Source organism: Swaminathania salitolerans, from assembly GCF_007988945.1.
GTDB lineage: Bacteria > Pseudomonadota > Alphaproteobacteria > Acetobacterales > Acetobacteraceae > Swaminathania > Swaminathania salitolerans.
On sequence record NZ_BJVC01000004.1, the window covers coordinates 229,617 to 249,895 of the forward strand.

18 protein-coding genes and 2 tRNA genes are annotated in these 20,279 nt (G+C 62.5%); 14 read left to right on the forward strand and 6 right to left on the reverse strand.

Annotation, left to right across the window (positions count from 1 at the left end; all coding sequences use genetic code 11):
* Nucleotides 1-119: 119 nt before the first annotated feature.
* A complete protein-coding gene (locus tag SSA02_RS09845) occupies nt 120-2,339 on the forward strand; it encodes a TonB-dependent receptor (protein ID WP_147093879.1) in 2,220 nt (739 codons plus the stop codon).
* Here SSA02_RS09845 and SSA02_RS09850 read toward each other — a convergent pair.
* Nucleotides 2,312-3,523 carry a lysophospholipid acyltransferase family protein gene (locus SSA02_RS09850; RefSeq protein ID WP_147093880.1) on the reverse strand — a complete coding sequence of 404 codons (1,212 nt, stop codon included), beginning with the start codon at nt 3,521-3,523 and terminating at the stop codon, nt 2,312-2,314. The two genes, SSA02_RS09845 and SSA02_RS09850, sit on opposite strands and share 28 nt — an antisense overlap.
* A gap of 254 nt (nt 3,524-3,777) precedes the next feature.
* On the opposite strand from SSA02_RS09850, the gene SSA02_RS09855 reads away from it, so the two are divergent.
* A complete protein-coding gene (locus tag SSA02_RS09855; RefSeq protein WP_147093881.1) occupies nt 3,778-4,347 on the forward strand; it encodes an HdeD family acid-resistance protein in 570 nt (189 codons plus the stop codon).
* A 149-nt stretch (nt 4,348-4,496) separates the two neighbouring features.
* Here the strand turns inward: SSA02_RS09855 and trpA are convergent, their stop codons facing one another.
* Nucleotides 4,497-5,312: a tryptophan synthase subunit alpha gene (gene trpA, locus SSA02_RS09860; RefSeq protein ID WP_147093882.1), complete on the reverse strand. Its 816-nt coding sequence runs from the start codon at nt 5,310-5,312 to the stop codon at nt 4,497-4,499.
* The gene (trpB, locus tag SSA02_RS09865; RefSeq protein ID WP_147093958.1) at nt 5,309-6,535 is read right to left on the reverse strand and encodes a tryptophan synthase subunit beta; all 1,227 of its coding nucleotides are present in this window, start codon (nt 6,533-6,535) and stop codon (nt 5,309-5,311) included. The genes trpA and trpB overlap by 4 nt, the downstream gene beginning before the upstream one ends.
* A 140-nt stretch (nt 6,536-6,675) precedes the next feature.
* On the opposite strand from trpB, the gene SSA02_RS09870 reads away from it, so the two are divergent.
* The 3 genes from SSA02_RS09870 (at nt 6,676) to rho (ending at nt 9,761) form a co-directional block, all read left to right on the forward strand.
* On the forward strand, nt 6,676-7,662 hold the full coding sequence (locus SSA02_RS09870; protein ID WP_147093883.1) for a magnesium transporter CorA family protein: 987 nt from the start codon (nt 6,676-6,678) through the stop codon (nt 7,660-7,662).
* The gene (locus SSA02_RS09875; RefSeq protein WP_147093884.1) at nt 7,659-8,240 is read left to right on the forward strand and encodes a hypothetical protein; all 582 of its coding nucleotides are present in this window, start codon (nt 7,659-7,661) and stop codon (nt 8,238-8,240) included. The genes SSA02_RS09870 and SSA02_RS09875 overlap by 4 nt, the downstream gene beginning before the upstream one ends.
* Nucleotides 8,241-8,465: 225 nt before the next feature.
* A complete protein-coding gene (rho, locus tag SSA02_RS09880; protein WP_147093885.1) occupies nt 8,466-9,761 on the forward strand; it encodes a transcription termination factor Rho in 1,296 nt (431 codons plus the stop codon).
* 221 nt (nt 9,762-9,982) lie between these two features.
* On the opposite strand, the gene SSA02_RS09885 is transcribed toward rho, so the two are convergent.
* Nucleotides 9,983-10,429 carry a methylated-DNA--[protein]-cysteine S-methyltransferase gene (locus SSA02_RS09885; protein WP_147093886.1) on the reverse strand — a complete coding sequence of 149 codons (447 nt, stop codon included), beginning with the start codon at nt 10,427-10,429 and terminating at the stop codon, nt 9,983-9,985.
* A gap of 13 nt (nt 10,430-10,442) precedes the next feature.
* On the opposite strand from SSA02_RS09885, the gene mnmE reads away from it, so the two are divergent.
* From mnmE to SSA02_RS09930, 9 genes are all read left to right on the forward strand, one after another.
* Nucleotides 10,443-11,747 carry a tRNA uridine-5-carboxymethylaminomethyl(34) synthesis GTPase MnmE gene (gene mnmE / locus SSA02_RS09890; RefSeq protein ID WP_186807756.1) on the forward strand — a complete coding sequence of 435 codons (1,305 nt, stop codon included), beginning with the start codon at nt 10,443-10,445 and terminating at the stop codon, nt 11,745-11,747.
* Between the two features lie 7 nt (nt 11,748-11,754).
* Nucleotides 11,755-13,611 carry a tRNA uridine-5-carboxymethylaminomethyl(34) synthesis enzyme MnmG gene (mnmG, locus tag SSA02_RS09895; protein WP_147093888.1) on the forward strand — a complete coding sequence of 619 codons (1,857 nt, stop codon included), beginning with the start codon at nt 11,755-11,757 and terminating at the stop codon, nt 13,609-13,611.
* Nucleotides 13,608-14,189, forward strand: coding sequence for a 16S rRNA (guanine(527)-N(7))-methyltransferase RsmG (rsmG, locus tag SSA02_RS09900; protein WP_147093889.1), 582 nt, complete (start codon nt 13,608-13,610; stop codon nt 14,187-14,189). Before mnmG ends, rsmG begins: the two co-directional genes overlap by 4 nt.
* Nucleotides 14,179-14,991 (forward strand): ParA family protein, encoded by an 813-nt coding sequence (locus SSA02_RS09905; protein WP_147093890.1) that lies wholly within the window; start codon nt 14,179-14,181, stop codon nt 14,989-14,991. Before rsmG ends, SSA02_RS09905 begins: the two co-directional genes overlap by 11 nt.
* Nucleotides 14,988-15,875 (forward strand): ParB/RepB/Spo0J family partition protein, encoded by an 888-nt coding sequence (locus SSA02_RS09910; RefSeq protein ID WP_147093891.1) that lies wholly within the window; start codon nt 14,988-14,990, stop codon nt 15,873-15,875. Before SSA02_RS09905 ends, SSA02_RS09910 begins: the two co-directional genes overlap by 4 nt.
* An 85-nt stretch (nt 15,876-15,960) precedes the next feature.
* Nucleotides 15,961-16,036 (forward strand) — tRNA-Lys (locus tag SSA02_RS09915).
* A 289-nt stretch (nt 16,037-16,325) separates the two neighbouring features.
* A complete protein-coding gene (locus SSA02_RS09920) occupies nt 16,326-17,561 on the forward strand; it encodes a polysaccharide biosynthesis/export family protein (RefSeq protein ID WP_186807757.1) in 1,236 nt (411 codons plus the stop codon).
* Between the two features lie 11 nt (nt 17,562-17,572).
* A complete protein-coding gene (locus SSA02_RS09925) occupies nt 17,573-18,688 on the forward strand; it encodes a capsule biosynthesis protein (protein ID WP_147093892.1) in 1,116 nt (371 codons plus the stop codon).
* Between the two features lie 9 nt (nt 18,689-18,697).
* A complete protein-coding gene (locus SSA02_RS09930) occupies nt 18,698-19,357 on the forward strand; it encodes an ABC transporter ATP-binding protein (RefSeq protein WP_147093893.1) in 660 nt (219 codons plus the stop codon).
* A 103-nt stretch (nt 19,358-19,460) separates the two neighbouring features.
* Here the strand turns inward: SSA02_RS09930 and SSA02_RS09935 are convergent.
* A tRNA-Gln gene (locus SSA02_RS09935) sits at nt 19,461-19,535 on the reverse strand.
* 46 nt (nt 19,536-19,581) lie between these two features.
* Entirely contained in the window at nt 19,582-20,220 is a 639-nt protein-coding gene (locus SSA02_RS09940; protein ID WP_246103819.1) for a TetR family transcriptional regulator, read from the reverse strand.
* Nucleotides 20,221-20,279: the final 59 nt, after the last annotated feature.

The following is a 20,279-nucleotide window of genomic DNA, read 5'->3' on the forward strand; positions in this document are numbered from 1 at the left end:
CGATACCTCGCCCCCCCCCTTGTCTCGCCCCCCTGATCTCGCCCCCCTGCCGTGCCGTGCCGTGCCCTGGCGGGCGCCCGGATCTCGACAGGAGAGTTGTTTCGGTTCAGGGATGAATTATGAGACGTCTTATCCGGATGCGGGGCGTGCCGCACACGCTTTCAGTCCTTTTTCCGCTCGGTGGCTGCGTCTTTGCCTTGTCAGCCCCCCTGATGGCACAACCGCGTCCCGGTCCCGGGGCGATCGTCCCGGCCGGACAACCGGTGGCGCCCGGTCGGGGCGAGAGAAGGGCGGGTGTCGAGCGTCTGACGGTCCGGGCCTATCCGCAGGGGGGCGCCCATTATGCGGTGAAGGATGCAACACTCGGCCCTCTGGGAAGACGCGACATTCTCGATACGCCGTTTTCCGTCATGACCGTCCCGCACGATGCGATCGTGAACCAGCAGGCGCGCAATGCGAACGATCTGATCGGGTATCTTCCGTCCGCGCAGCTCGAAATGCGTGGCGATCCCAATACCAGCCGCCCCCAGTCCAGGGGGTTCGAGGCGGATGTGATCGCCAATTCCCGCATCGATGGCCTGAACATGGTGATCACCACCCCTTATCCGGCCGAGATGTTCGACTCCCTCCAGGTGCTGAACGGTCTGTCCGGGGCTCTCTACGGCCCGCAGAACCCTGCCGGCACGTTCGATTACAGGCTGCGTCGGCCGGATACGCACCGGCAGGAGCGTCTCGTGGTCGGTGTGGATTCCTCCGGGGCACCGCTCGAATCGCTCGATGCGACCGGCAGGCAAGGAGGGCTGGGCTATCGGGTCACGATGCTCAACCAGTCCGGTCATACGGTCGTGCCGGGTGCCCGTCTGCGTCGCGCTTTGATTTCCGGCGCATTCGACATCGCCCTGACGCGCCGGACCACGCTCCAGATCGATGCGAGCCAGTACAGCTATGCCCAGAAGGGATATCCGGGCGCCTTCTCCTTCGGACCGGGCCTCCATCTGCCCGGGCCGCCGGATCTGAGCGTACGCGGCTACGGGCAGCCTTATGCAGGATTTTCCATGTCGACCGATACCGTGCTCGCGAAGCTTGTGCATCGTTTCGACGAGTCATGGAGCCTGACACTGGGGGGACTCTATCAGAACGCGGCGCGCAACGTTTTTTCGGTCACCAACATCCTGACAGACGATTCGGGAGATTATCGTGCCAGCATCGCGGCGGCCACGACGGCCGATGTGTTTCGCGTGTGGTCCGATCTCGCCTATCTGCGCGGCCGGATCCGCACGGGTCGGTTTCGTCATCGTCTCGTTCTCGGGAGCACCGGCTATACGCTCGATACGTTCAATCCCGTCTCGGGACAGAGTGCCGTGCTCGGCATGGCCCGGATCGGCGCACCGCGCGTTTTCGAAGGCACCCAGCCCTATCATTCCGGGCAATACCAGTCCGCGGCCTATGGAACGCATGCCCTGCTCGCGGGCGATACCGTCGCGCTCACGCGGCGCTGGTCTCTCATGGGGATGGTCGCCTGGAGCTGGATCGACACGACCAGTCGCGCCCGCACGGGCGAGATCACGGCCGATCACGCCTCCGGTCCGACCTTCACGCCGACGGTAAGTCTGCTCTATCGCCCGACCGCACAAGCGAGCCTTTACGCGACATGGGGGCAGGGCATTCAGGCGGGACCGGTCGCACCGGCCTCAAGCCGGAACGCCAATGTCGTTCTCGGGCCGTTGCGCTCGGAGATGTACGAGATCGGAGCGAAATACCGTTTCGGATCGGGTCTGACGCTCGGCATCGCCGGTTTTCGCATGAGCAGGACATTCGCATTTACCGATCCCGTCACGTCCCTTTTCCGCGAGGCGGGCAAACAGCGCAATTACGGTGTGGAGCTGCAGGGAACAGGCGCGCTCCTGCCGGAACTGAGCGTTTTCGGCGGTCTCACCTGGCTCGATGCGCAGATCGGCGAGACGGGATCGGCTCTGACGGCGCACAAGCAGGTCGTGGGCGTTGCGCCCCTGCAGGCCAGTGCGCTGATCGACTATCATCCGCGCTGGTTTCCGCATGGAGCGATGACTGCGCACCTGCATTATGTGGGACGTCGTGCGGCCGATCTGCGCAATGCGAGCTTTGCCGATGGCTTCGTCACGCTCGATCTCGGGCTGCGCTACGGCGTTTCTCTCGGCACGTTTCCGGTCACATTGCGCTTCGGTGCGACCAATGTGACCGATGCGCGATACTGGGCTTCGGTTTACCCGTCTTCGGTCAATGGCAGTGTGTCCGCCTCGGGTTCAGCCGTGGCCGGGTTGCCCCGGAGCTATCACGCGACCGCCGAAATCGCGTTCTGACCGGAGTCTTCGGGGGGCGCCCCGGAGGCCGTCCCGTGTTCGACCCCATGATCAGCCCCGTGAGCTGCCCCGTGAGCGGCTCGGGGGAGCGCGCCGGCTTCCTCGCGTCGTGTCCGGGTTTTCGGCGCTGCGCGCGCGCCGGATCGGGGGGATGCAGCCCCTTCATGCCCCTGCCAGCCATCCACCCGGTCGCTGTTCTGCCTCAGGGCAGCGGCGCCGGTAGCGACGGCGCGCCAGGCGGCATTGGCCAGCGCCTTGCGACTGGGGAAATCTTCCGGGGCGAGGGGGGGATGAAGCAGGATGGTCGCGCGCTTGTTGCGCTGCTTGAGGAACTGCCAGACATGCGGCCCGAGATCCATATCGCCATACCAGGCAAAGACCGGGCGACGCGCACGCGTGACGGGCAGGCCCTCGAGGCGGTCATAGACGAGCGAGATCGGCTGGATGAGCGGGGTCAGACCGGGCGGATAGCGCGGCATATCCTCTTCGGGCAGAGGTCTGTTTTTCGGCAGGCGAGGGAGCTTGGCAATGGCGAAGAAGGTCGACATGAACGGCAGAACCCGCGACCCGTCGGAAGACGTGCCCTCGGGGAAGAGGATGAGATTATCCCCTTCGGCCAGACGGGTGATCATTTCGTCGCGTTCGCGCCCCGTCGTGCTCTTGTTGCGACTGACGAAAATGGTGCGCCCGATTTTCGAGACCAGCCCCATGATGGGCCAGCGCTCGATATCCCCCTTGGCGACGAACACGGAATAGATCTTGGTACCGAGAACCGGAATATCCAGCCAGGACGTATGGTTGGCGATATAGATGACCGGTCTTTCTCCGCGCGCACGGCCCTTCTTCCCACCGACCGTCCCGGCGGCCTTGCCCAGAACCCGGATGTCGAGCGACAGCAGCCGACACAGAACGCCCCAGATCACGCGTGTCCAGCGGATCTTGAGAACGCCCGGGATGGGAAGGAGGAGCGCCTCGAAACCGACGGAGAGAGGAACCCAGACCGTCACGCCGATCAGTCTGAGGGAAGCCATGCCCGCCTCGGCCAGCCGTCCCGCTGCACCCCGACGGATGCGCCTGTCTTCCTCCTCGAGAAGGAGGGGGCGCCCTGTCTCCGCCTTCGGGGAGAGGGAGTGTCGTCGTGAGAGCAGTCCGGTGATCCGGTTGCGGAGGGAAGCGGCACGCATAGGCGATCAATACTGTCATGTGCGGAATGAGACAATCGTCATGACGAATATACGCAAGGACGCACATATCCGTCCCCGGGGTGAGGGTCGCATTGTTCCACGTGGAACACGGCATCCGGGCCGGGCGATCGGGGGCGTACGCAGGAGCGGGACGGATAACGCATTCTTCACGTCGGATTCGTGCATTCGGGATGAGGCGCCGTGCGTAATAGAAAGAACGAGCGCGATTGCGCCCGCAAGAAAAGGAGACAGACATGTCGGACCGGAACGGTTTTCCCAACCTTTCATCAATGCCCTCAGGGCTCAAGCCGAACTGGTTTATCGGAATCGGCGCCGTGCTTGTTCTGCTCGGTATCTTCGCGTTCTTCGATGCGGTTCTTACGACACTGGCTAGTGTGGTCTTCATAGGCTTTTTGCTGATCATGACCGGCATCGCCTATTTTGCGCAGGCCTTTGCCCATCGCTCCGTGCCCGGTGCCCGGTTCTGGATCATGGCACTCATGGGCTTCTGTTACGTCCTTGGCGGGTTTCTTCTCATTCAGGAGCCTGCAACGGGGTCCTTGTTCCTCACGGCCTTTCTGGCAGGCAGTCTCATCGCCTCTGGCATCATGCGCGCGCTATGGGCGTTCGGTCAGCGGGATACGCCGAACTGGTGGACCCTGGTGCTCAGCGCCGTCGTGGCGCTGCTTACAGGAATCTTCATCTTCGTGACACTGCCATGGTCCGGATTGTGGCTTATCGGAACGTTCATCGCGATCGAACTGATCTTCGGCGGTATGTCTGTCTTCTCCTTCGGACTTGCGCTGAAGAACAAGGGAAAATGAGCCGAACGATCCCGGCTGGCCGGTTTCCCCGGATACACCCTCGATCGAGGGGGTATCCGACCGGTTTTGCGGCCGCAAGCGCGTCCTTTATGTGTCGGGCCCGGGACTGCGCCTGAAGCCGGGGCGCGGGGAAGAAGCGAATGCCGGGCTCAGCCCGCGCGCACGGCGCTGGCAAATGCCGAGAGCTGGGCAAGGACTGCAGGCAGGGTCGCTTCGGTCGCCCTGTCCTCCACCAGCGTGTCCGAAAGGGTCGCGATCAGGGCCGAAGCGACCACGGCTGCATCGCCCACGCGCGCCGCGGCTGCGGCCTGCTCGGGTGTGCGAATGCCGAAGCCGATCGCGACAGGAAGCGCGCTGACGGCGCGAATGCGCGGCAAGGCGCGGCCGAGTTCCTCGGTGCTTGCCGTGCGCGTGCCGGTGATGCCGGTGATGCTCACATAATAGATGAAGCCGGAGGCGCCTTGCAGAACGTAGGGCAGGCGTGCGTCGGGCGCATTGGGCGCGACCAGACGGATGATGTCCAGCCCGTTCGCGGTCGCATCCGGTTCGAGGAGATCCGCCTCCTCCTTGGGGAGATCGACGATGATCAGCCCATCCACCCCCGAAGCCGCGGCATCCTTGCAGAACTGCGCCGGCCCGTAGCTGTCGATCGGGTTGAGATAACCCATGAGAATGACCGGCGTTTCCCGATCCTTCTCGCGAAACCGGCGCACCATGCCGAGAACGCCGCAAAGGGTCGCCCCGGCTTTCAGGCCGCGTCGTGCCGCGGCCTGGATGGTGGGGCCGTCTGCCGAGGGATCGGAAAAGGGAACGCCGATCTCGATCAGATCCGCTCCCGCACCCGGCATGGAATCGAGCAGACGCTGCGACGTTTCCAGGTCAGGATCATAAGCCTGGAGATAGGGGATGAGTGCGCCGCGTCCCTCGGCTTTAAGCGCATCGAAACGGGCCTTGATACGACTCACAGGGCAACTCCCAGACGATCGGCAACGGTGAAGATATCCTTGTCTCCCCGGCCCGAGAGATTGAGAATGACAATCTGGTCCGGTGTCATTCCCGGTGCGATCTTCATGACATGAGCGAGGCCGTGGGCGCATTCGAGCGCCGGGATGATGCCTTCGGTGCGTGTCAGAAGCTGGAATGCCTCGAGCGCTTCCGTATCGGTGACACCGACATACTCGGCGCGTCCGATATCGTTGAGCCAGGAATGCTCGGGGCCGATCCCGGGATAGTCGAGCCCTGCGCTGATCGAATGGGCCTCGGCAATCTGTCCGTCTCCGTCCTGCAGGAGATAGGTCCGGTTGCCATGCAGGACGCCGGAGCGACCGCGCGAGATCGAGGCTGCCGTAAAGCCGGAATCCAGCCCGTGTCCGGCCGCCTCGACACCGATCAGCCTGACGGTCGGATCGTCGAGAAAGGGATGGAACAGCCCCATGGCGTTCGACCCGCCGCCGATCGCCGCGACCAGAACGTCGGGGAGGCGCCCTTCTGCCTGCATGATCTGCTCGCGCGTCTCTATGCCGATGACCGACTGGAAGTCGCGCACCATCTCGGGATAGGGATGAGGCCCTGCGACCGTACCGACGAGAAAATAGGTATCGTGCACATTCGCGACCCAGTCGCGCATGGCCTCGTTCATGGCATCCTTGAGCGTGCCCGAGCCTGCGGTGACGGGTCTGACCTCAGCGCCCAGAAGATGCATGCGAAACACGTTGGGCTTCTGCCGCTCGACATCCACGGCACCCATGTAGATGGTGCATTTCAGGCCGAACAAAGCGCAGACCGTGGCTGTCGCGACCCCGTGCTGTCCTGCACCGGTCTCGGCCACGATGCGCGTCTTGCCCATGCGTCTGGCAAGCAGGATCTGGCCCATCACGTTGTTGAGCTTGTGCGATCCGGTGTGATTGAGTTCCTCGCGTTTGAGGTAGATGCGCGCCCCCCCGAGCGTTTCGCTCAGACGTCTCGCATGCCAGAGCGGGCTGGGTCGGCCCACATAATCGCGGAAGTAATAGTCCAGTTCCTCCCTGAATGCGGGATCCGCTTTCGCAGCCTGATAGGCTGCTGTCAGGTCCTGAACCAGCGGCATAAGGGTTTCCGCGACGAACTGGCCGCCGAACGTGCCGAAACGGCCGCGTTCGTCCGGGCCGCTGCGCAGGCTGTTGGGGCGGGAAGGGGCTTCGGAACTCATCTTGATCGTCCTGTCAGGGGCAAGTATCGACACGGCAAGCAGGTTCCTGCGATACCAGAGGGCCGACATGACGTCTATTCCTCTCCCCCGTCCCCATTCCCGGAGGAGAGGGTAAAGATCTGAAAAAAGGATGGGAGTCGATGTTTCTTGCCCACCCGGTAGGGCGACCGGTGTACGAGGTTCTCGCAGCCGAGGATGCGAAAGCGGTCTCCTGGCTCGATCTGGTCGATCCGACCGAAGAGGAAATCAGGCTGGCGGAAGCCGTAACGGGGCTCGTTCTGCCCCGGCGCGACGCGCTGGAGGAGATCGAGAGCTCGTCGAGACATTACCGGCGGGGGGATGTGATCTATCTCTCGACCCCGCTGGTGCGCATGATCGACGGAAGTCTGACGACCTATCCGGTCGGTATCGTGATCGCGCCGAACTGGCTCATCACCCTGCGTTATGCCGCCTATACGGCCATCGAAAGCATGAGCCGCGATCTGGCGGCCAATGACGAGGATTTCGCGCTTTCGGACGTTCAGGAGCTGACGATCCATCTCCTCGAGACGATGGTGAACCGTCTTGCCGATATTCTCGAAAATGCCGGACACACCCTCGATTCGATCTCGCGCGAGGTCTTTGCGCCCAGAGGCTCGCGGGAGCGCGGGCGCACAGCCAATTTGCTGAGACGTATCCTGCGGCGACTGGGCGAAAGCGGGGATCTGGCCTCCTCCATTCGCGAGAGCCTCCTCGGGGTGGACCGGATCGGGATCTATCTCGGCGATGCGTGCTATTTCGAATCCCGTGACGCCCTGCAGACGCGTCTGCGTATTCTGGGGCGCGATGTGGCATCCCTCAACGATTTCGTCGCGCAGATGACGGTGAAGGTACAGTTCCTGCTCGATGCGACGCTCGGTTTTATCAGCATCGACCAGAATGACGGGATGAAACTCCTGACCGTTGTCAGTTTCGTCGGCATTACGCCGACCCTGATTGCCGGGGTCTACGGCATGAATTTCCGAAACATGCCGGAACTCGGATGGCGATACGGCTATTATTATGGACTTGCCCTGATGGGTGCCTCGGTGCTGCTACCCCTTCTCGTTTTCTGGCGCCGCGGCTGGTTTGGAGACCGTTCGACGTGACCCGGCATATCGGCTTGACCTGTCTTGCTTCCCTCGCGCTGGCGGCGCTCACCGTTGCGCCGGTTCCTGCTTGCGCTTCTTCCGCAGCCCCGGGGCCGGGTGAGGCACATGCCCCGATTGCAGGAAACCCTTCCGCCTCGTCCCCGCAGCAGATCGTCGACCGGCTCGTGAAGGAGCCGCTCCGCTTCGAGGGAAGCAGCGTTTTTCCCGTGACGCTGGGGCAGGAAAACGGCTATCGCGGCGAACAGCCCTCCCGCGTGCTCGTCGGATATCATCTCGAGGGTGCGCGTATCGAAGGCGAGTTCGTGGCGCTCGACCGCGATAACAGACCCATCGGCGCGACCACGCTGAGCGGCAGGCTGATCGAGAAGGGAAGCGAACGCAGCATCACCGTGCCGTGCAGGATCGATGTCGCCCTTCCGCATCCGCTTCATCTCGCCGGCGCCTGCGGAGCGAAGAGCCTGTCCGGTCACTACGCGCAACCGATGCCCTCTTTTCCGCTCATGTTCATTCTGCCGGGTCTGAACGGCCGTACGGAGACGGCGGGAGATTACTGGCTCCTTCCCTGGCGGGGGTGATCCCTGCCGCTTGACAGGATGAGCGAGGGATCGCTAGAGTTCCCTCCAAAAGCTGCCGACATCCCTGTTCGGCGGCCTTTCCTCAAAGACTTTCCTGTCTTCGCTCATCGTCGGGTCCGAACGAGACCGCTATCGACCGAGCGTACCCCTGCGACCGATCAGTTGTCACGGGGTCCTTGTGGCCACCGGACCAAGTGATATTACAGCCCATCTAAGGCGCTCTTCATGCATCTTGCTGAACTCAAGAAAAAAACCCCTGCCGATCTGCTGGCCTATGCTGAAGAGCTGCAGATCGAAAACGCGTCCTCGATGCGCAAGCAGGACATCATGTTCGCCATTCTCAAGACCCTGGCGGATAATGAGCAGGCCATCTACGGCGAAGGTACCCTCGAGATCCTGCCCGACGGTTTCGGCTTCCTTCGTTCTCCCGAAGCCAATTATCTCCCCGGCCCTGACGATATCTACATCTCGCCCGCTCAGGTGCGCCGTTTCAGCCTGCGCCCGGGCGATACGGTCGAAGGCCAGATCCGCGCGCCGCGCGACGGCGAGCGGTATTTTTCCCTGCTCAAGGTCAACTCGATCAATTTCGAAGAGCCTGACTCCGTTCGTCAGCGCATCAATTTCGATAATCTGACGCCGCTTTATCCCGAGCGTCGGCTGCGTATGGAAGTCGAGCAGACAGGCGCTCCCGAGCCGCAGCCCACGGGCAAGGGCAAGAAGGACCAGCGCGACTACACTCCGCGCGTGATCGATCTTGTCGCCCCCATCGGCATGGGCCAGCGCGCCCTGATCGTGGCACCGCCCCGCACAGGCAAGACCGTGATGCTCCAGAGCATCGCCTCGTCGATCTCGGCCAATCATCCCGACGTGTTCCTGATCGTTCTGCTGATCGACGAGCGCCCCGAGGAAGTGACCGACATGGCTCGCTCCGTGCGCGGCGAAGTCGTGTCCTCCACCTTCGATGAGCCCGCTACCCGCCACGTGCAGGTAACCGAAATGGTGCTCGAGAAGGCCAAGCGTCTGGTCGAGCACAAGCGTGACGTCGTGATCCTGCTCGACTCGATCACCCGACTGGCCCGCGCCTACAACACCGTCGTTCCTTCGTCCGGCAAGGTGCTGACCGGCGGTGTGGACGCCAATGCCCTGCAGCGCCCCAAGCGCTTCTTCGGCGCGGCGCGCAATATCGAGGAGGGCGGCTCGCTCACCATCATCGCTACGGCCCTCATCGATACGGGCAGCCGTATGGACGAGGTGATCTTCGAAGAGTTCAAGGGTACGGGCAATTCCGAACTCATCCTCGATCGCAAGCTCGCCGACAAGCGCACCTTCCCCGCCATCGATATCACCAAGTCGGGCACACGCAAGGAAGAGCTTCTCGTGGATCGTGCATCCCTCTCGAAGATGTGGGTGCTGCGTCGTATCCTCGCGCCCATGGGTACGATGGATGCCATGGACTTCCTGCTCGACAAGCTGAAATACAGCAAAACGAATCAGGATTTTTTCGACGCCATGAACAACTGATCCGCGCTTCGGATCACGAAAAACCGCCGGAGGCACGAGCTTCCGGCGGTTTTTTTATGAGGATCGCCTCGCAACGGGCGCGTTATCATGGGGCTCTGCCCCAGACCCCGCCAAAGGACGGTCGTCCTCTGGGAACCTGTTTTCCGGATAAAGAGGGATGAAAGGGACGTGCCCCTTTCCGGGGGACGGGGCGGAGCCCCGTAGACCCTGTGCATGCCCTGCTAGAACGTGACCCCTTCGAGGCCGAGAAGATAGCGTTTGTCGTCCAGACCGCCTTCGCCCGAATAGCCGCCCAGATGGGTTTTGCCGAGAACGCGGTGGCAGGGGATCAGGATGGGAATGGGATTATGGGCCATGGCACCACCGATGGAGCGGGCCGAGCCACCGGCTTTTGCGGCGAGGTCTGCATAGCTGATCGTCTGGCCGTAGGGCACGTCGCGCAATGCGGCCCAGACAGCCTTGCGATAGGCTGTGCCCCAGGGGGCGAGGGGCAGGTCGAAACTTTCCGCCTCGCCGTCGAAATAGCGTTCCAGCATGGTATGGGCGCGGGTAAGAAGAGGCGTCTTTTCCTGATCGCGGCCCCATCCCCAGTCGAGAGCGACGATCGCACCTTCGTCTTCGCTGAGGGTCAGGGGACCGAGGGGAGAGTGAAAAGAAAGCTGGGGCATGGAAGGGGTTCACATGGTTGACGCGACGGAAAGCCGGGCGGGACGCAAGGGCGAGGTGATCTTCGCTCTGGCGACGGGTGCCGGGCGGGCGGCGATCGCCATCATGCGCGCAAGTGGCCCCGGTGCTCAAGAGGTGCTTTCTGCCCTGTGCGACGGACGGGTTCCGCCACCGCGCCATGCGGGGCTTCGCGCCTTGCATCACGAGGGCGAGCATCTGGACGACGCGATGGTGCTGTGGTTGCCGGGGCCGCGCTCCTATACGGGGGAGGATGGGTTCGAGCTGCATCTTCATGCGGGACCTGCGGTGATCGATCGCGTGGCCATGGCGCTGACATCTCTCGGCGCGCGTCCGGCTGAGGCGGGCGAGTTCACCCGGCGTGCCGTGCAGGCCGGAAGGCTCGATCTGCTTCAGGCCGAGGCGATTGCCGATCTGGTCGAGGCCGAAAGCGACAGCCAGCGCCAGCAGGCGCTCGCCCAGGCAGATGGCGCGTTGAGCCGCGTTTATGAGGGGTGGAGCGAGTCGCTCAAGACCCTGCTCGCCCATCAGGAAGCTCTGATCGATTTCCCCGATGAGGATCTGCCGGATGAGGTCGAGCAGGCCCTGACGCGCAGGCTCGATATGTTGCGCGATGCCCTGCAGGCGCATCTGTCGGACAGGCGCGGCGAGATCGTGCGCCGCGGGCTGACAGTGGTGATTGCTGGCGCGCCCAATGTGGGGAAGTCGAGCCTGTTGAACCATCTTGCCGGATATGACGCGGCGATCGTGACGCATCGCGCCGGGACGACGCGCGACGTGATCGCCATCGACTGGCTGTTTCAGGGCGTGCGATTGCGTCTGGTCGATACGGCGGGACTGCGGGAGACCGAGGATGAGATCGAGGCCGAGGGTATCAGGCGTGCATTGTTCCACGTGGAACATGCCGATCTTGTGGTGCATGTCATGGCAGGAGAGGGAGAGCCGCCCCTTCGGGCAGACGCCCTGCTGATCGGCAACAAGATCGATGTGAGCCCGCCTCCAGAGGGAACGCTCGGGCTCAGCGTGCATACGGGTGAGGGGATGTCGGCTTTCGAGGCGGCTCTGGCCGGGCGCATCGAGGCGCTCGTTTCCGGAGCCGGGGCGCCCCTCACGCGCGCGCGCCACCGTGCGGGGATCGAGGAGGCCCTTCATCATCTCGACCAGGCACGGACGGCTCCCTGGCCGGAGGTCAGGGGTGAGGCGCTGCGTCTCGCCATGCGGGCGCTGGGGCGCCTGACCGGACAAGTTGATGTCGAGTCGCTTCTGGATGTGATATTCGGACAGTTCTGTATCGGAAAATGAGGCGTGTGTGAGCGAGTTTGATGTTGTCGTCATAGGCGGAGGGCATGCAGGAAGCGAGGCGGCAGCCGCCTCGGCACGCTTTGGCGCGCGTACGCTGCTTCTGACCCAGAAGCCCGGAATGATCGGTGCCATGTCGTGCAACCCGGCCATCGGGGGGATCGGCAAAGGGCATCTGGTGCGCGAGATCGATGCGCTCGACGGGTTGATGGGACGTGCCGCCGATCGGGCGGGGATTCACTTCAAGCTTCTGAATCGCTCGAAAGGCCCGGCCGTGCATGGACCGCGCGTCCAGGCAGACCGGTTTCTCTATCGCAAGGCCATTCAGGCGCTTCTGGCCGAAACGCCGAATCTCTCCATCGAGGCAGGCGAGGCGGCGGATCTCGTGGTGGAGGACAAGCGGGTTGCAGGCGTGGTCTGCGCCGATGGACGCGTGATCCGATGCGGGGCGGTGGTCGTCACCAGCGGCACATTCCTGCGCGGCGTGATCCATATCGGGCACACGCAGGAACAGGCCGGGCGCATCGGCGAGCGACCGGCGGCCCTTCTCGGTGCGCGTCTGGAGGCGCTCGGGCTGCGTATGGGGCGTCTCAAGACGGGGACCCCGGCCCGACTGGCGCGCGCGAGCATCGACTGGGAGTCGCTGCCCGAGGATAAGGGGGATGCGCTCCCCGAGCCTTTCAGCCGCCTCACACAGGGCATCACCACCGAGCAGGTCTCATGTCGGATCACGAGCACCACGCCCGAGACCCATCGGATCATCCGTGACAATCTGGCGCTGTCGGCGCTTTACGGCGGTGCGATTGCCGGAAAGGGGCCACGCTATTGCCCCTCGATCGAAGACAAGATCGTGCGTTTCGCCGAAAAGGACGGGCATCAGATCTTTCTCGAGCCCGAAGGTCTGGCGGGCAATCCTGGCGGGGATCTCGTTTATCCGAACGGGATTTCGACAAGTCTTCCTGCCGATATCCAGGCTCTGATGATTGCCTCGATTCCGGGTCTCGAAAAGGCGCGCATCGTCACGCCGGGTTATGCGGTCGAATATGACTATGTCGATCCCCGCGAGCTTTCGCCGAGCCTTGCGCTGAATGCTCTCGCCGGGTTGTATCTGGCCGGTCAGATCAACGGCACGACCGGTTATGAAGAGGCAGGTGCGCAAGGGCTGCTGGCAGGGTTGAACGCGGCACGTTTCACGGCAGGGAACGCGCCGCTCGTGCTCGGGCGCGATCAGGCCTATCTCGGTGTGATGCTGGACGATCTGACCCTTCAGGGCGTCTCCGAGCCCTATCGCATGTTCACTTCGCGTGCCGAATACCGCCTGAGCCTGCGCGCCGATAATGCCGATCTGCGTCTCACCGGGATCGGTATGGCGATGGGCTGCGTCGGTGCCGAGCGTGCCGCAAGGCTCGATCAGGATCAGGCGGCGATCGCACGCGCCATGGATCGGGCGCGCGAGGCGCTTCATGCGCCGCAGGATCTGGCAGCGCAGGGGGTCGCGGTGTCGCAGGACGGGCGGCGTCGTTCGCTGCTGGATGTGCTGGCGGGTCAGGCCGACGACACTGTCGCGGCGAGGCTGGCGCCCTGGTTCGGGGCCTTGCCTCTGCGTATCCGGCGTCATGTCGAGACGGAGGCGCGCTATGGCGGTTATCTCCAGCGTCAGGAGCGTGAGATCAGACAACTGGCCAATGAGGCGCAGATCGCGCTTCCGCCGGATCTCGATTATGCCCGTATCGGAGGGCTGAGCAGCGAGATGAAGGAGCGTCTGTCTCTCGCAAGGCCGGAGAATTTCGCGGCGGCCCAGCGTGTGCCGGGCGTGACGCCTGCCGCCATGATCGCCTTGCTGGCGCATGTGAGGGCCGCAGCATGAAAGCGGTTTCACGTGAAACACGCGAGCGGCTCGAGATTTTTGCGGCACTTCTCGAAAAATGGAACGCGCGCATCAATCTGGTCAGTCCGCGTGACATGCCGCATCTGTGGGAGCGTCATATCGGGGATTCGTTGCGTCTCGTGCCGTTCATCCCCAGAGGGGCGAGGGTGATCGATCTCGGCTCCGGCGGCGGGTTCCCTGCACTCATGATCGGCATTGCCTGCGATGCCGAGATGGTGATGGTCGAGTCCGACCAGCGCAAATGTGCGTTTCTGCGTGAAGCGGCGCGTGCCTGTGGCGTCAGGGCGCAGGTGGTGCCCAAACGCATCGAGCAGGCCGGGGTACCGCCTGCGGCCTTCGTGACAGCGCGTGCTCTGGCATCGCTCCCGCAATTGCTCGAATGGAGTGCGCCTTTTCTGCTGCCGGAGGGAAAAGCCCTGTTTCTCAAGGGAAAAAATCTGTCCGACGAGTTGACCGAAACCGAGCGGTGCTGGCACATGCAGCACAGAATTCTGGACAATCGCGCCGCCTCGGGGGGCGCCATCATCGAGATAAGCGATATCAAACGTGTCGAATAACGACACGGGCAAGAAGGCCCGTATCCTCGCCGTCACCAACCAGAAGGGGGGTGTCGGCAAAACCACCACAGCGATCAATCTGGCAGCCGCGCTGGCCATTACGCAGCGCGTTCTGCTGGTCGATCTCGATCCTCAGGGCAATGCATCGACCGGTCTCGGTGTCGATTACAATGCCCGCCAGATCGGCAGCTATGCCGCCCTGATGCAGGAGGCGCCGCCCGAAAAACTTCCGCGTCCGACCGGAACATCGAATCTCGATATCATCGTGGCGAATACCGATCTGGCCGGGGCGGAACTCGAGCTGATCGGCAGCGACCGGCGCGAATTCCGCATCCGGGACGCGCTCGAGGCGCTTTCGGGGCGCTACGATGTCATTCTCATCGATTGTCCGCCGAGTCTGGGGCTGCTGACCCTCAACGCGCTTGTGGCGGCGGATGGCGTTCTCATCCCGCTTCAATGCGAGTTCTTTGCGCTCGAGGGAATCAGCCAGATCGTTCGCACCGTCGATCGCGTTCGTCGTGCGTTCAACGCCGATCTTCATGTGGAGGGGATCATCCTCACCATGTACGATCGTCGGAACAATCTCTCGGAGCTCGTTGCGGCCGATGCGAGAAGCTTTTTCGGAGATCAGGTTCTCGAGACGCTGATCCCGCGCAATATCAAGATTTCCGAAGCGCAAAGCCACGGCTACTCGGTTCTGGACTACGACCGCCGGAGCAGCGGCGCGCAGGCTTACATGGCCCTCGCGCAGGAAATTGCCGCAAGGCTCGGTATCGTGCAGCAGCAGAAGGCATCGTCATGAGCAAGAAACCGACGGCGCGTCTCGGGCGCGGACTCGCCGCTCTTCTGGGAGACCAGGCCGTCGAGTTGCCGCGCGCTGGCGGTCAGTCGCCGGAACCGGCCCATCTTCCGGCAACGCTGGGTGTCGATCTTCTGGCGCCCGGGCCGTTCCAGCCGCGCGTGGATATGGATGAGGGACGGCTTTCGGAACTGGCCGATTCCATAAGAAGCCGCGGTGTCCTGCAACCCATTCTCGTGCGCCCCGACCCGGCGGAGCCGGGAAGATATCAGATCATCGCCGGTGAGCGGCGCTGGCGTGCGGCCCAGCGAGCCGGGCTGCACGAAGTGCCGGTGCATGTCCGTCTGCTGGACGATGCGGATGCGATGGCTGCAGCGCTCGTCGAGAACCTGCAGCGCGCCGATCTGAATGCGATCGAAGAGGCAGAGGGCCTGCAGCGCCTGCTGACCGATTATGCGCTGACGCAGGAGGAGCTGGCCGGGGCAGTCGGGAAATCCCGCCCGCATGTCGGCAATATCCTGCGCCTGCTCAATCTTCCCGAGGCGGTCAGGCAGAAGGTGCGCGACGGTCTTCTGAGCGCCGGTCATGCGAGGGCGCTTCTCGCCCATCCCGATCCGGCCTCTGCGGCCGATATCGTGATCGCGCGCGGTCTGAACGTGCGTCAGACCGAGGCCCTTGCCCGACAGGTTCCGGCCGGAAAACAGGAAGAGACCAAACCCCCGCGCGATAATGAACTCGTGCGGCTCGAGCGCGATCTGGCGTCGCGGCTGGGTCTGCGGGTCAAGATCGAGTTCAACGGGAAAGGGGGCTCGCTGCGTCTCGACTACAGAAGTCTGGACCAGTTCGATGCCCTGATGCGCCTTCTGTCTCCCGAGAATCCCGACTGATGATTGCTTATGCGGAACGATGCATTTTTTCTCTTGATGCGTCTTCCGCCCCCTGTTAGAAGCCCACTCACCGGAGCGGGGCTATGGGCACATAGCTCAGTTGGTAGAGCAGCTGACTCTTAATCAGCGGGTCCAAGGTTCGAGCCCTTGTGTGCCCACCATTGCCCCGCCGGTACTTCCCCTGTGATCTGGATCCGCTCCTTTCCCATGTTGCGATGGGGGATGAGAGTATTGTAACGCTCAGGATACGTTCCTGGCCTTTATTTTGACACCGATCCGGCTATTTATCTGTCGCACGGTTGTTCCATCCCTGATGGCGTTCTGTTTCAGGGCTCTTCACACAGGTATTCAGCCTCCTGGAATGGTGATAGGGAGAGCCGATCGATTTTGTCTGGATGGATATGAATGCTGCGGCCTGGTTCGAGTTTCAGTCGACGGTGCAAGATTATTGTGTCTTGCCTGAATCTTTCCGTGCTTTGCGCGTGCAGTGCCCTTCCCGATAGCGGTCCGACCGAGCGACAGTTCCAGAAGGGACAGAAGGACGCGCAGGCCAGGGGATTCGATTTTGCGATTCTGCCGCTGCATCTCCCGATGGTCGACCGGATCAACGATACGGTTGCCGCACAGACGGCCCTGCCTCCCATCGTCGCGAGCCGGAGAGAGAACGATCTCATCGGGCCGGGCGATGTCCTTCAGGTCACGGTTTATGAGATCGGCAATGCCCTGTTCTCGGGTGCCTCGGCGAATGCGAGCGGGTCCACCTCGATCGGCATGATGGCCGGTGGCATGAGCGGCAGCGCCGGAAGCGCGGCGAGCACGCTCATGTCGGGCAACGCGATGGACAGCAAGCTCTCCTCGAGTGGCGGGGCTGCGACGCCGACCTCCCTGCCGCCCGTGACGGTCGATTCGAGCGGCTCGATCTATCTGCCTTTCATCGGCAAGGTTCATGTGGCGGGGCGGAATCGCGAGCAGGTCGGCGCGCTCATCAAGTCGCTTCTGGCGCGGAAATCGCAGTTCCCCGATGTCGTGGTGCATGTCGTGCAGGACAACAGCAATTTTGCCGTCATCTATGGTGACGTCAAAATGACCGGGAAATTCCCGCTGACATCGCATCATGAGCGTATTCTCGATGCGGTCGCCACCGCTCAGGGGACGATGCATCCGCCCAATGACGAGATCGTGACGCTGACGCGCGCTGGCACGAACTACACTTTCCCGATGCGCGATATCGACGGCGATAACCGGCGCAATATCGTGCTCCAGCCGGACGATACGCTGAAGCTCGTCTATAATCCCCTGACGTTCACCGTTTTCGGAGCGGCGAACAAGGTGTCGGAGATCCCGTTCGAGCAGCCGACGCTGACGCTCGCCCAGGCGCTGTCGCGGGCGGCGGGTCTTGCCGATTATCGTGCCGATCCGAACGCAGTCTATCTCATGCGCTACGAGAACAACGAAGTCCTCCGCCGCCTCGGCGTGAAGACCTCTCCGGTGCGGATGACGACGCCTGTGGTCTACAAGATCGACATGATGGATCCGGCGAGCTATTTCGTGGCCCAGCGCTTCGAGATGAAGAACAAGGATCTCATCTATGTCGCGAATTCGCGCAGCAACAAGTTCTACAAGTTCTTCGGGCTGATCAGCACCATCATCCAGCCGGGCATCACTGCCGGCTACATGGCGAAGTAGTGGCGCATACCATGTCCTTCCTGCAGCGGTTATATCCTCGTACGACCAAGGCGAAGCTCTTTTACGGCACGGTGATCGCACCGACATTCGTCACGGCGCTCTATCTCTATCTGGTGGCGAGCCCGCAATATATCTCCGAGACGCATTTCCTCGTGCGCGGCTCCCAGAATCACAGCCTGCCTTCCCTCGCCAACGTGATGGAAGGGAGTCTGGGAGGCGGCGCATCCGAAAACACCTATGCCGTGCAGGATTACATGGTGTCGCGCGACGCGATGGATCTCCTGCGCCGCGAACTGCATCTCGAGCAGATCTACAACCGGAAAGGGGCCGACTTCATCGCCCGGTATCCGGCCTTCTTCCTCCACAAGACGATGGAGAGCTTCTACTGGTACTACAAGCGCCACATAAAGGTGGTGCTCGATGCCGATACGTCGCTTTCGGTCCTTCGTGTCAGGTCCTTCTCGGCCGAGGATTCGCAGAAGATCGCGAATGCCCTGCTCCAGGCCTCCGAAAAGCTGGTCAACGAGATGAACGCGCGCCAGCGTGAAAATCTGATCGGCGCGGCGCAGAAGGAAGTCAACGACACGCTGCACAAGATACAGGAACTGCAGAAGCAGCTGGCTGCCTATCAGAACCGGAACAGCCTGATCGATCCGCAGAAGCAGTCTGTTTCCCTGATCTCGACCGAATATGCCCTGCAGACCATGCTGTCTTCCACGCAGATGCATCTGCAGCAGGTGCAGAAGACCTCTCCAGACAGCCCTTCGACCGGTGTGCTCAAAAACCAGATCGACATTCTGAAGGAGCAGCTCGCGGCAGTGCGCTCGCAGATCACGGGCGCCAGTAATTCGCTCGTGCCCAAGCTCATGGATTTCGACACGCTGACGATCCGCCGTCAGCTTCTCGAGAAGATCCTCGCATCCGAGGTCGCGTCGCTGGAATCCGCGAAGGCCCAGGCGGACAGGCAGATGATCTTCCTTGAGGAAGTCACGCAGCCCAATCTGCCGGATTACGCCGAATATCCGCCGAATATCGAGGTTCTGCTCATCGTTTTCGCGACGCTGGGCATGGTGTTTCTCATGATCAGCCTTCTGGTATCCGGTGCCAGAGAGCATTCAGCGAACTGACGCGATTCCATGTTGCGATGTATCGATCTCGTCAAGGACTATCACCTCGAACGCGGTGGTAGTCGCCGGATTCTGGACCATGTCAATCTGACGGTCCAGAGGGGCGAGAAACTCGGGATACTGGGGCATAACGGTGCCGGTAAATCCACGCTTCTGAGACTGATCGGCGGCGTCGAGCTGCCGACCGGCGGCAGGATCGAGCGCGACATGTCCATTTCCTGGCCGCTGGGTTTTTCAGGAGCGTTCCAGGGCAGTCTGAGCGGTCTCGACAATCTCCGTTTCATCTGCCGCATCTATGACAAGGATTATGCCTCGACCCGCGCCTATGTGGACGAATTCGCCGCGCTCGGCGATCAGCTGCGCGATCCGGTCAAGACCTACTCATCCGGTATGCGCGCCCGTCTGGCTTTCGCGCTCTCTCTCGTCATCGACTTCGATTGCTATCTCATCGACGAGGTGATCATGGTGGGCGATGCGCGCTTCATCGACAAATGCAATTACGAGCTCATGGAGAAGAAATCCTCGCGTGGCCTCATCCTTGTGTCGCACAGCATGGACTATATCCGTCAGGTCTGCGATCGCTGCGTCATCATCCAGAACGGACGCGTGATCGATACGGAGAGCGTCGAGCAGGGGATCGAGCTGTACCGGAACGATTGTCTCGCCTAGAGCAAGACGTCTGCACTCGTGACCGGTCGGCTTTGCGCAGACGCGCCATGCGGGCGTGACGTGTGTCCCGGGCACCAGGGATCTTCTGTTTTTCGGGAGAATGTGGCTGGGGTGGGAGGGATCGAACCTCCGCATGGCGGAATCAAAATCCGCTGCCTTACCGCTTGGCTACACCCCATTGCGCTGAAGGGCTTTTAGTCTGCCTCCCCGCGCGCGTAAAGCCATTATGTTTCGAGTTCGAGGGGCTGATCGGCGATGCCCGCATGACGGGTCGCCTCCTCCATGATGCGCTCGGCCGAAGGCTTGAGCACACCGAAGCGTTCCGCCCGGTCCAGCGCCTGATCGAGCGCGGCCATGGTCTGGGCGAGATCGGCGCTTTCGTCCTTTTCCCAGGCCCGCAGGGCGAAGCCCCACACGCCGACGAGCCCGTGCAGGCGCATGGCGCCCCCGAAACCGGAACAGGACACCCCGGCGATCTGTGCCATCCATCGCATCGTATCGAGCGTGGCGGCGCCGAGAATGACCGCAAGTGCGGGTTCGCCCGGCAATGCGGCCAGAACGGCCCGGATCCCGTCCCGATATTGCTGGAAGACGTCGAAGCGGCGCATGAACAGGTCGAAGATGCGATCGCGCACCGATCCTCCCAGACCGTCATCGCGGAATGCGGATTCGTCTGCGAGACGGCCCAGCCGGAACAGGAGCGAATGACGGAACGGATACCGGCTGCGGACTTCATCGACGGGCAGGCCGGCGCGATGCGCCGCCTCCACCAGAGAGAGCTGGGGCCAGCCTTTCTCCGCGGCCAGGGCGAAACCCGCCTCGAGAAGGGCCAGATCGAAATCTTCCCGGTCGTATTCCGTCATGAATGTGTCCCTGCCTTTCCTCGCGGGATAATAACGAAGAGGCGGCATGTGACAATCGC

Excerpts from the sequence above, each read along its gene's own strand:
- SSA02_RS09925 (WP_147093892.1), top strand. The coding sequence starts at position 17,573 with ATGTCCTTCCTGCAGCGGTTATATCCTCGTACGACCAAGGCGAAGCTC.
- rsmG (WP_147093889.1), top strand. The coding sequence starts at position 13,608 with ATGAAAGCGGTTTCACGTGAAACACGCGAGCGGCTCGAGATTTTTGCG.
- SSA02_RS09850 (WP_147093880.1), bottom strand. The coding sequence starts at position 3,523 with ATGCGTGCCGCTTCCCTCCGCAACCGGATCACCGGACTGCTCTCACGA.
- SSA02_RS09930 (WP_147093893.1), top strand. The coding sequence starts at position 18,698 with ATGTTGCGATGTATCGATCTCGTCAAGGACTATCACCTCGAACGCGGT.
- SSA02_RS09855 (WP_147093881.1), top strand. The coding sequence starts at position 3,778 with ATGTCGGACCGGAACGGTTTTCCCAACCTTTCATCAATGCCCTCAGGG.
- SSA02_RS09940 (WP_246103819.1), bottom strand. The coding sequence starts at position 20,220 with ATGACGGAATACGACCGGGAAGATTTCGATCTGGCCCTTCTCGAGGCG.
- rho (WP_147093885.1), top strand. The coding sequence starts at position 8,466 with ATGCATCTTGCTGAACTCAAGAAAAAAACCCCTGCCGATCTGCTGGCC.
- SSA02_RS09845 (WP_147093879.1), top strand. The coding sequence starts at position 120 with ATGAGACGTCTTATCCGGATGCGGGGCGTGCCGCACACGCTTTCAGTC.
- SSA02_RS09870 (WP_147093883.1), top strand. The coding sequence starts at position 6,676 with ATGTTTCTTGCCCACCCGGTAGGGCGACCGGTGTACGAGGTTCTCGCA.
- SSA02_RS09885 (WP_147093886.1), bottom strand. The coding sequence starts at position 10,429 with ATGCCCCAGCTTTCTTTTCACTCTCCCCTCGGTCCCCTGACCCTCAGC.
- mnmE (WP_186807756.1), top strand. The coding sequence starts at position 10,443 with ATGGTTGACGCGACGGAAAGCCGGGCGGGACGCAAGGGCGAGGTGATC.
- trpB (WP_147093958.1), bottom strand. The coding sequence starts at position 6,535 with ATGAGTTCCGAAGCCCCTTCCCGCCCCAACAGCCTGCGCAGCGGCCCG.
- SSA02_RS09910 (WP_147093891.1), top strand. The coding sequence starts at position 14,988 with ATGAGCAAGAAACCGACGGCGCGTCTCGGGCGCGGACTCGCCGCTCTT.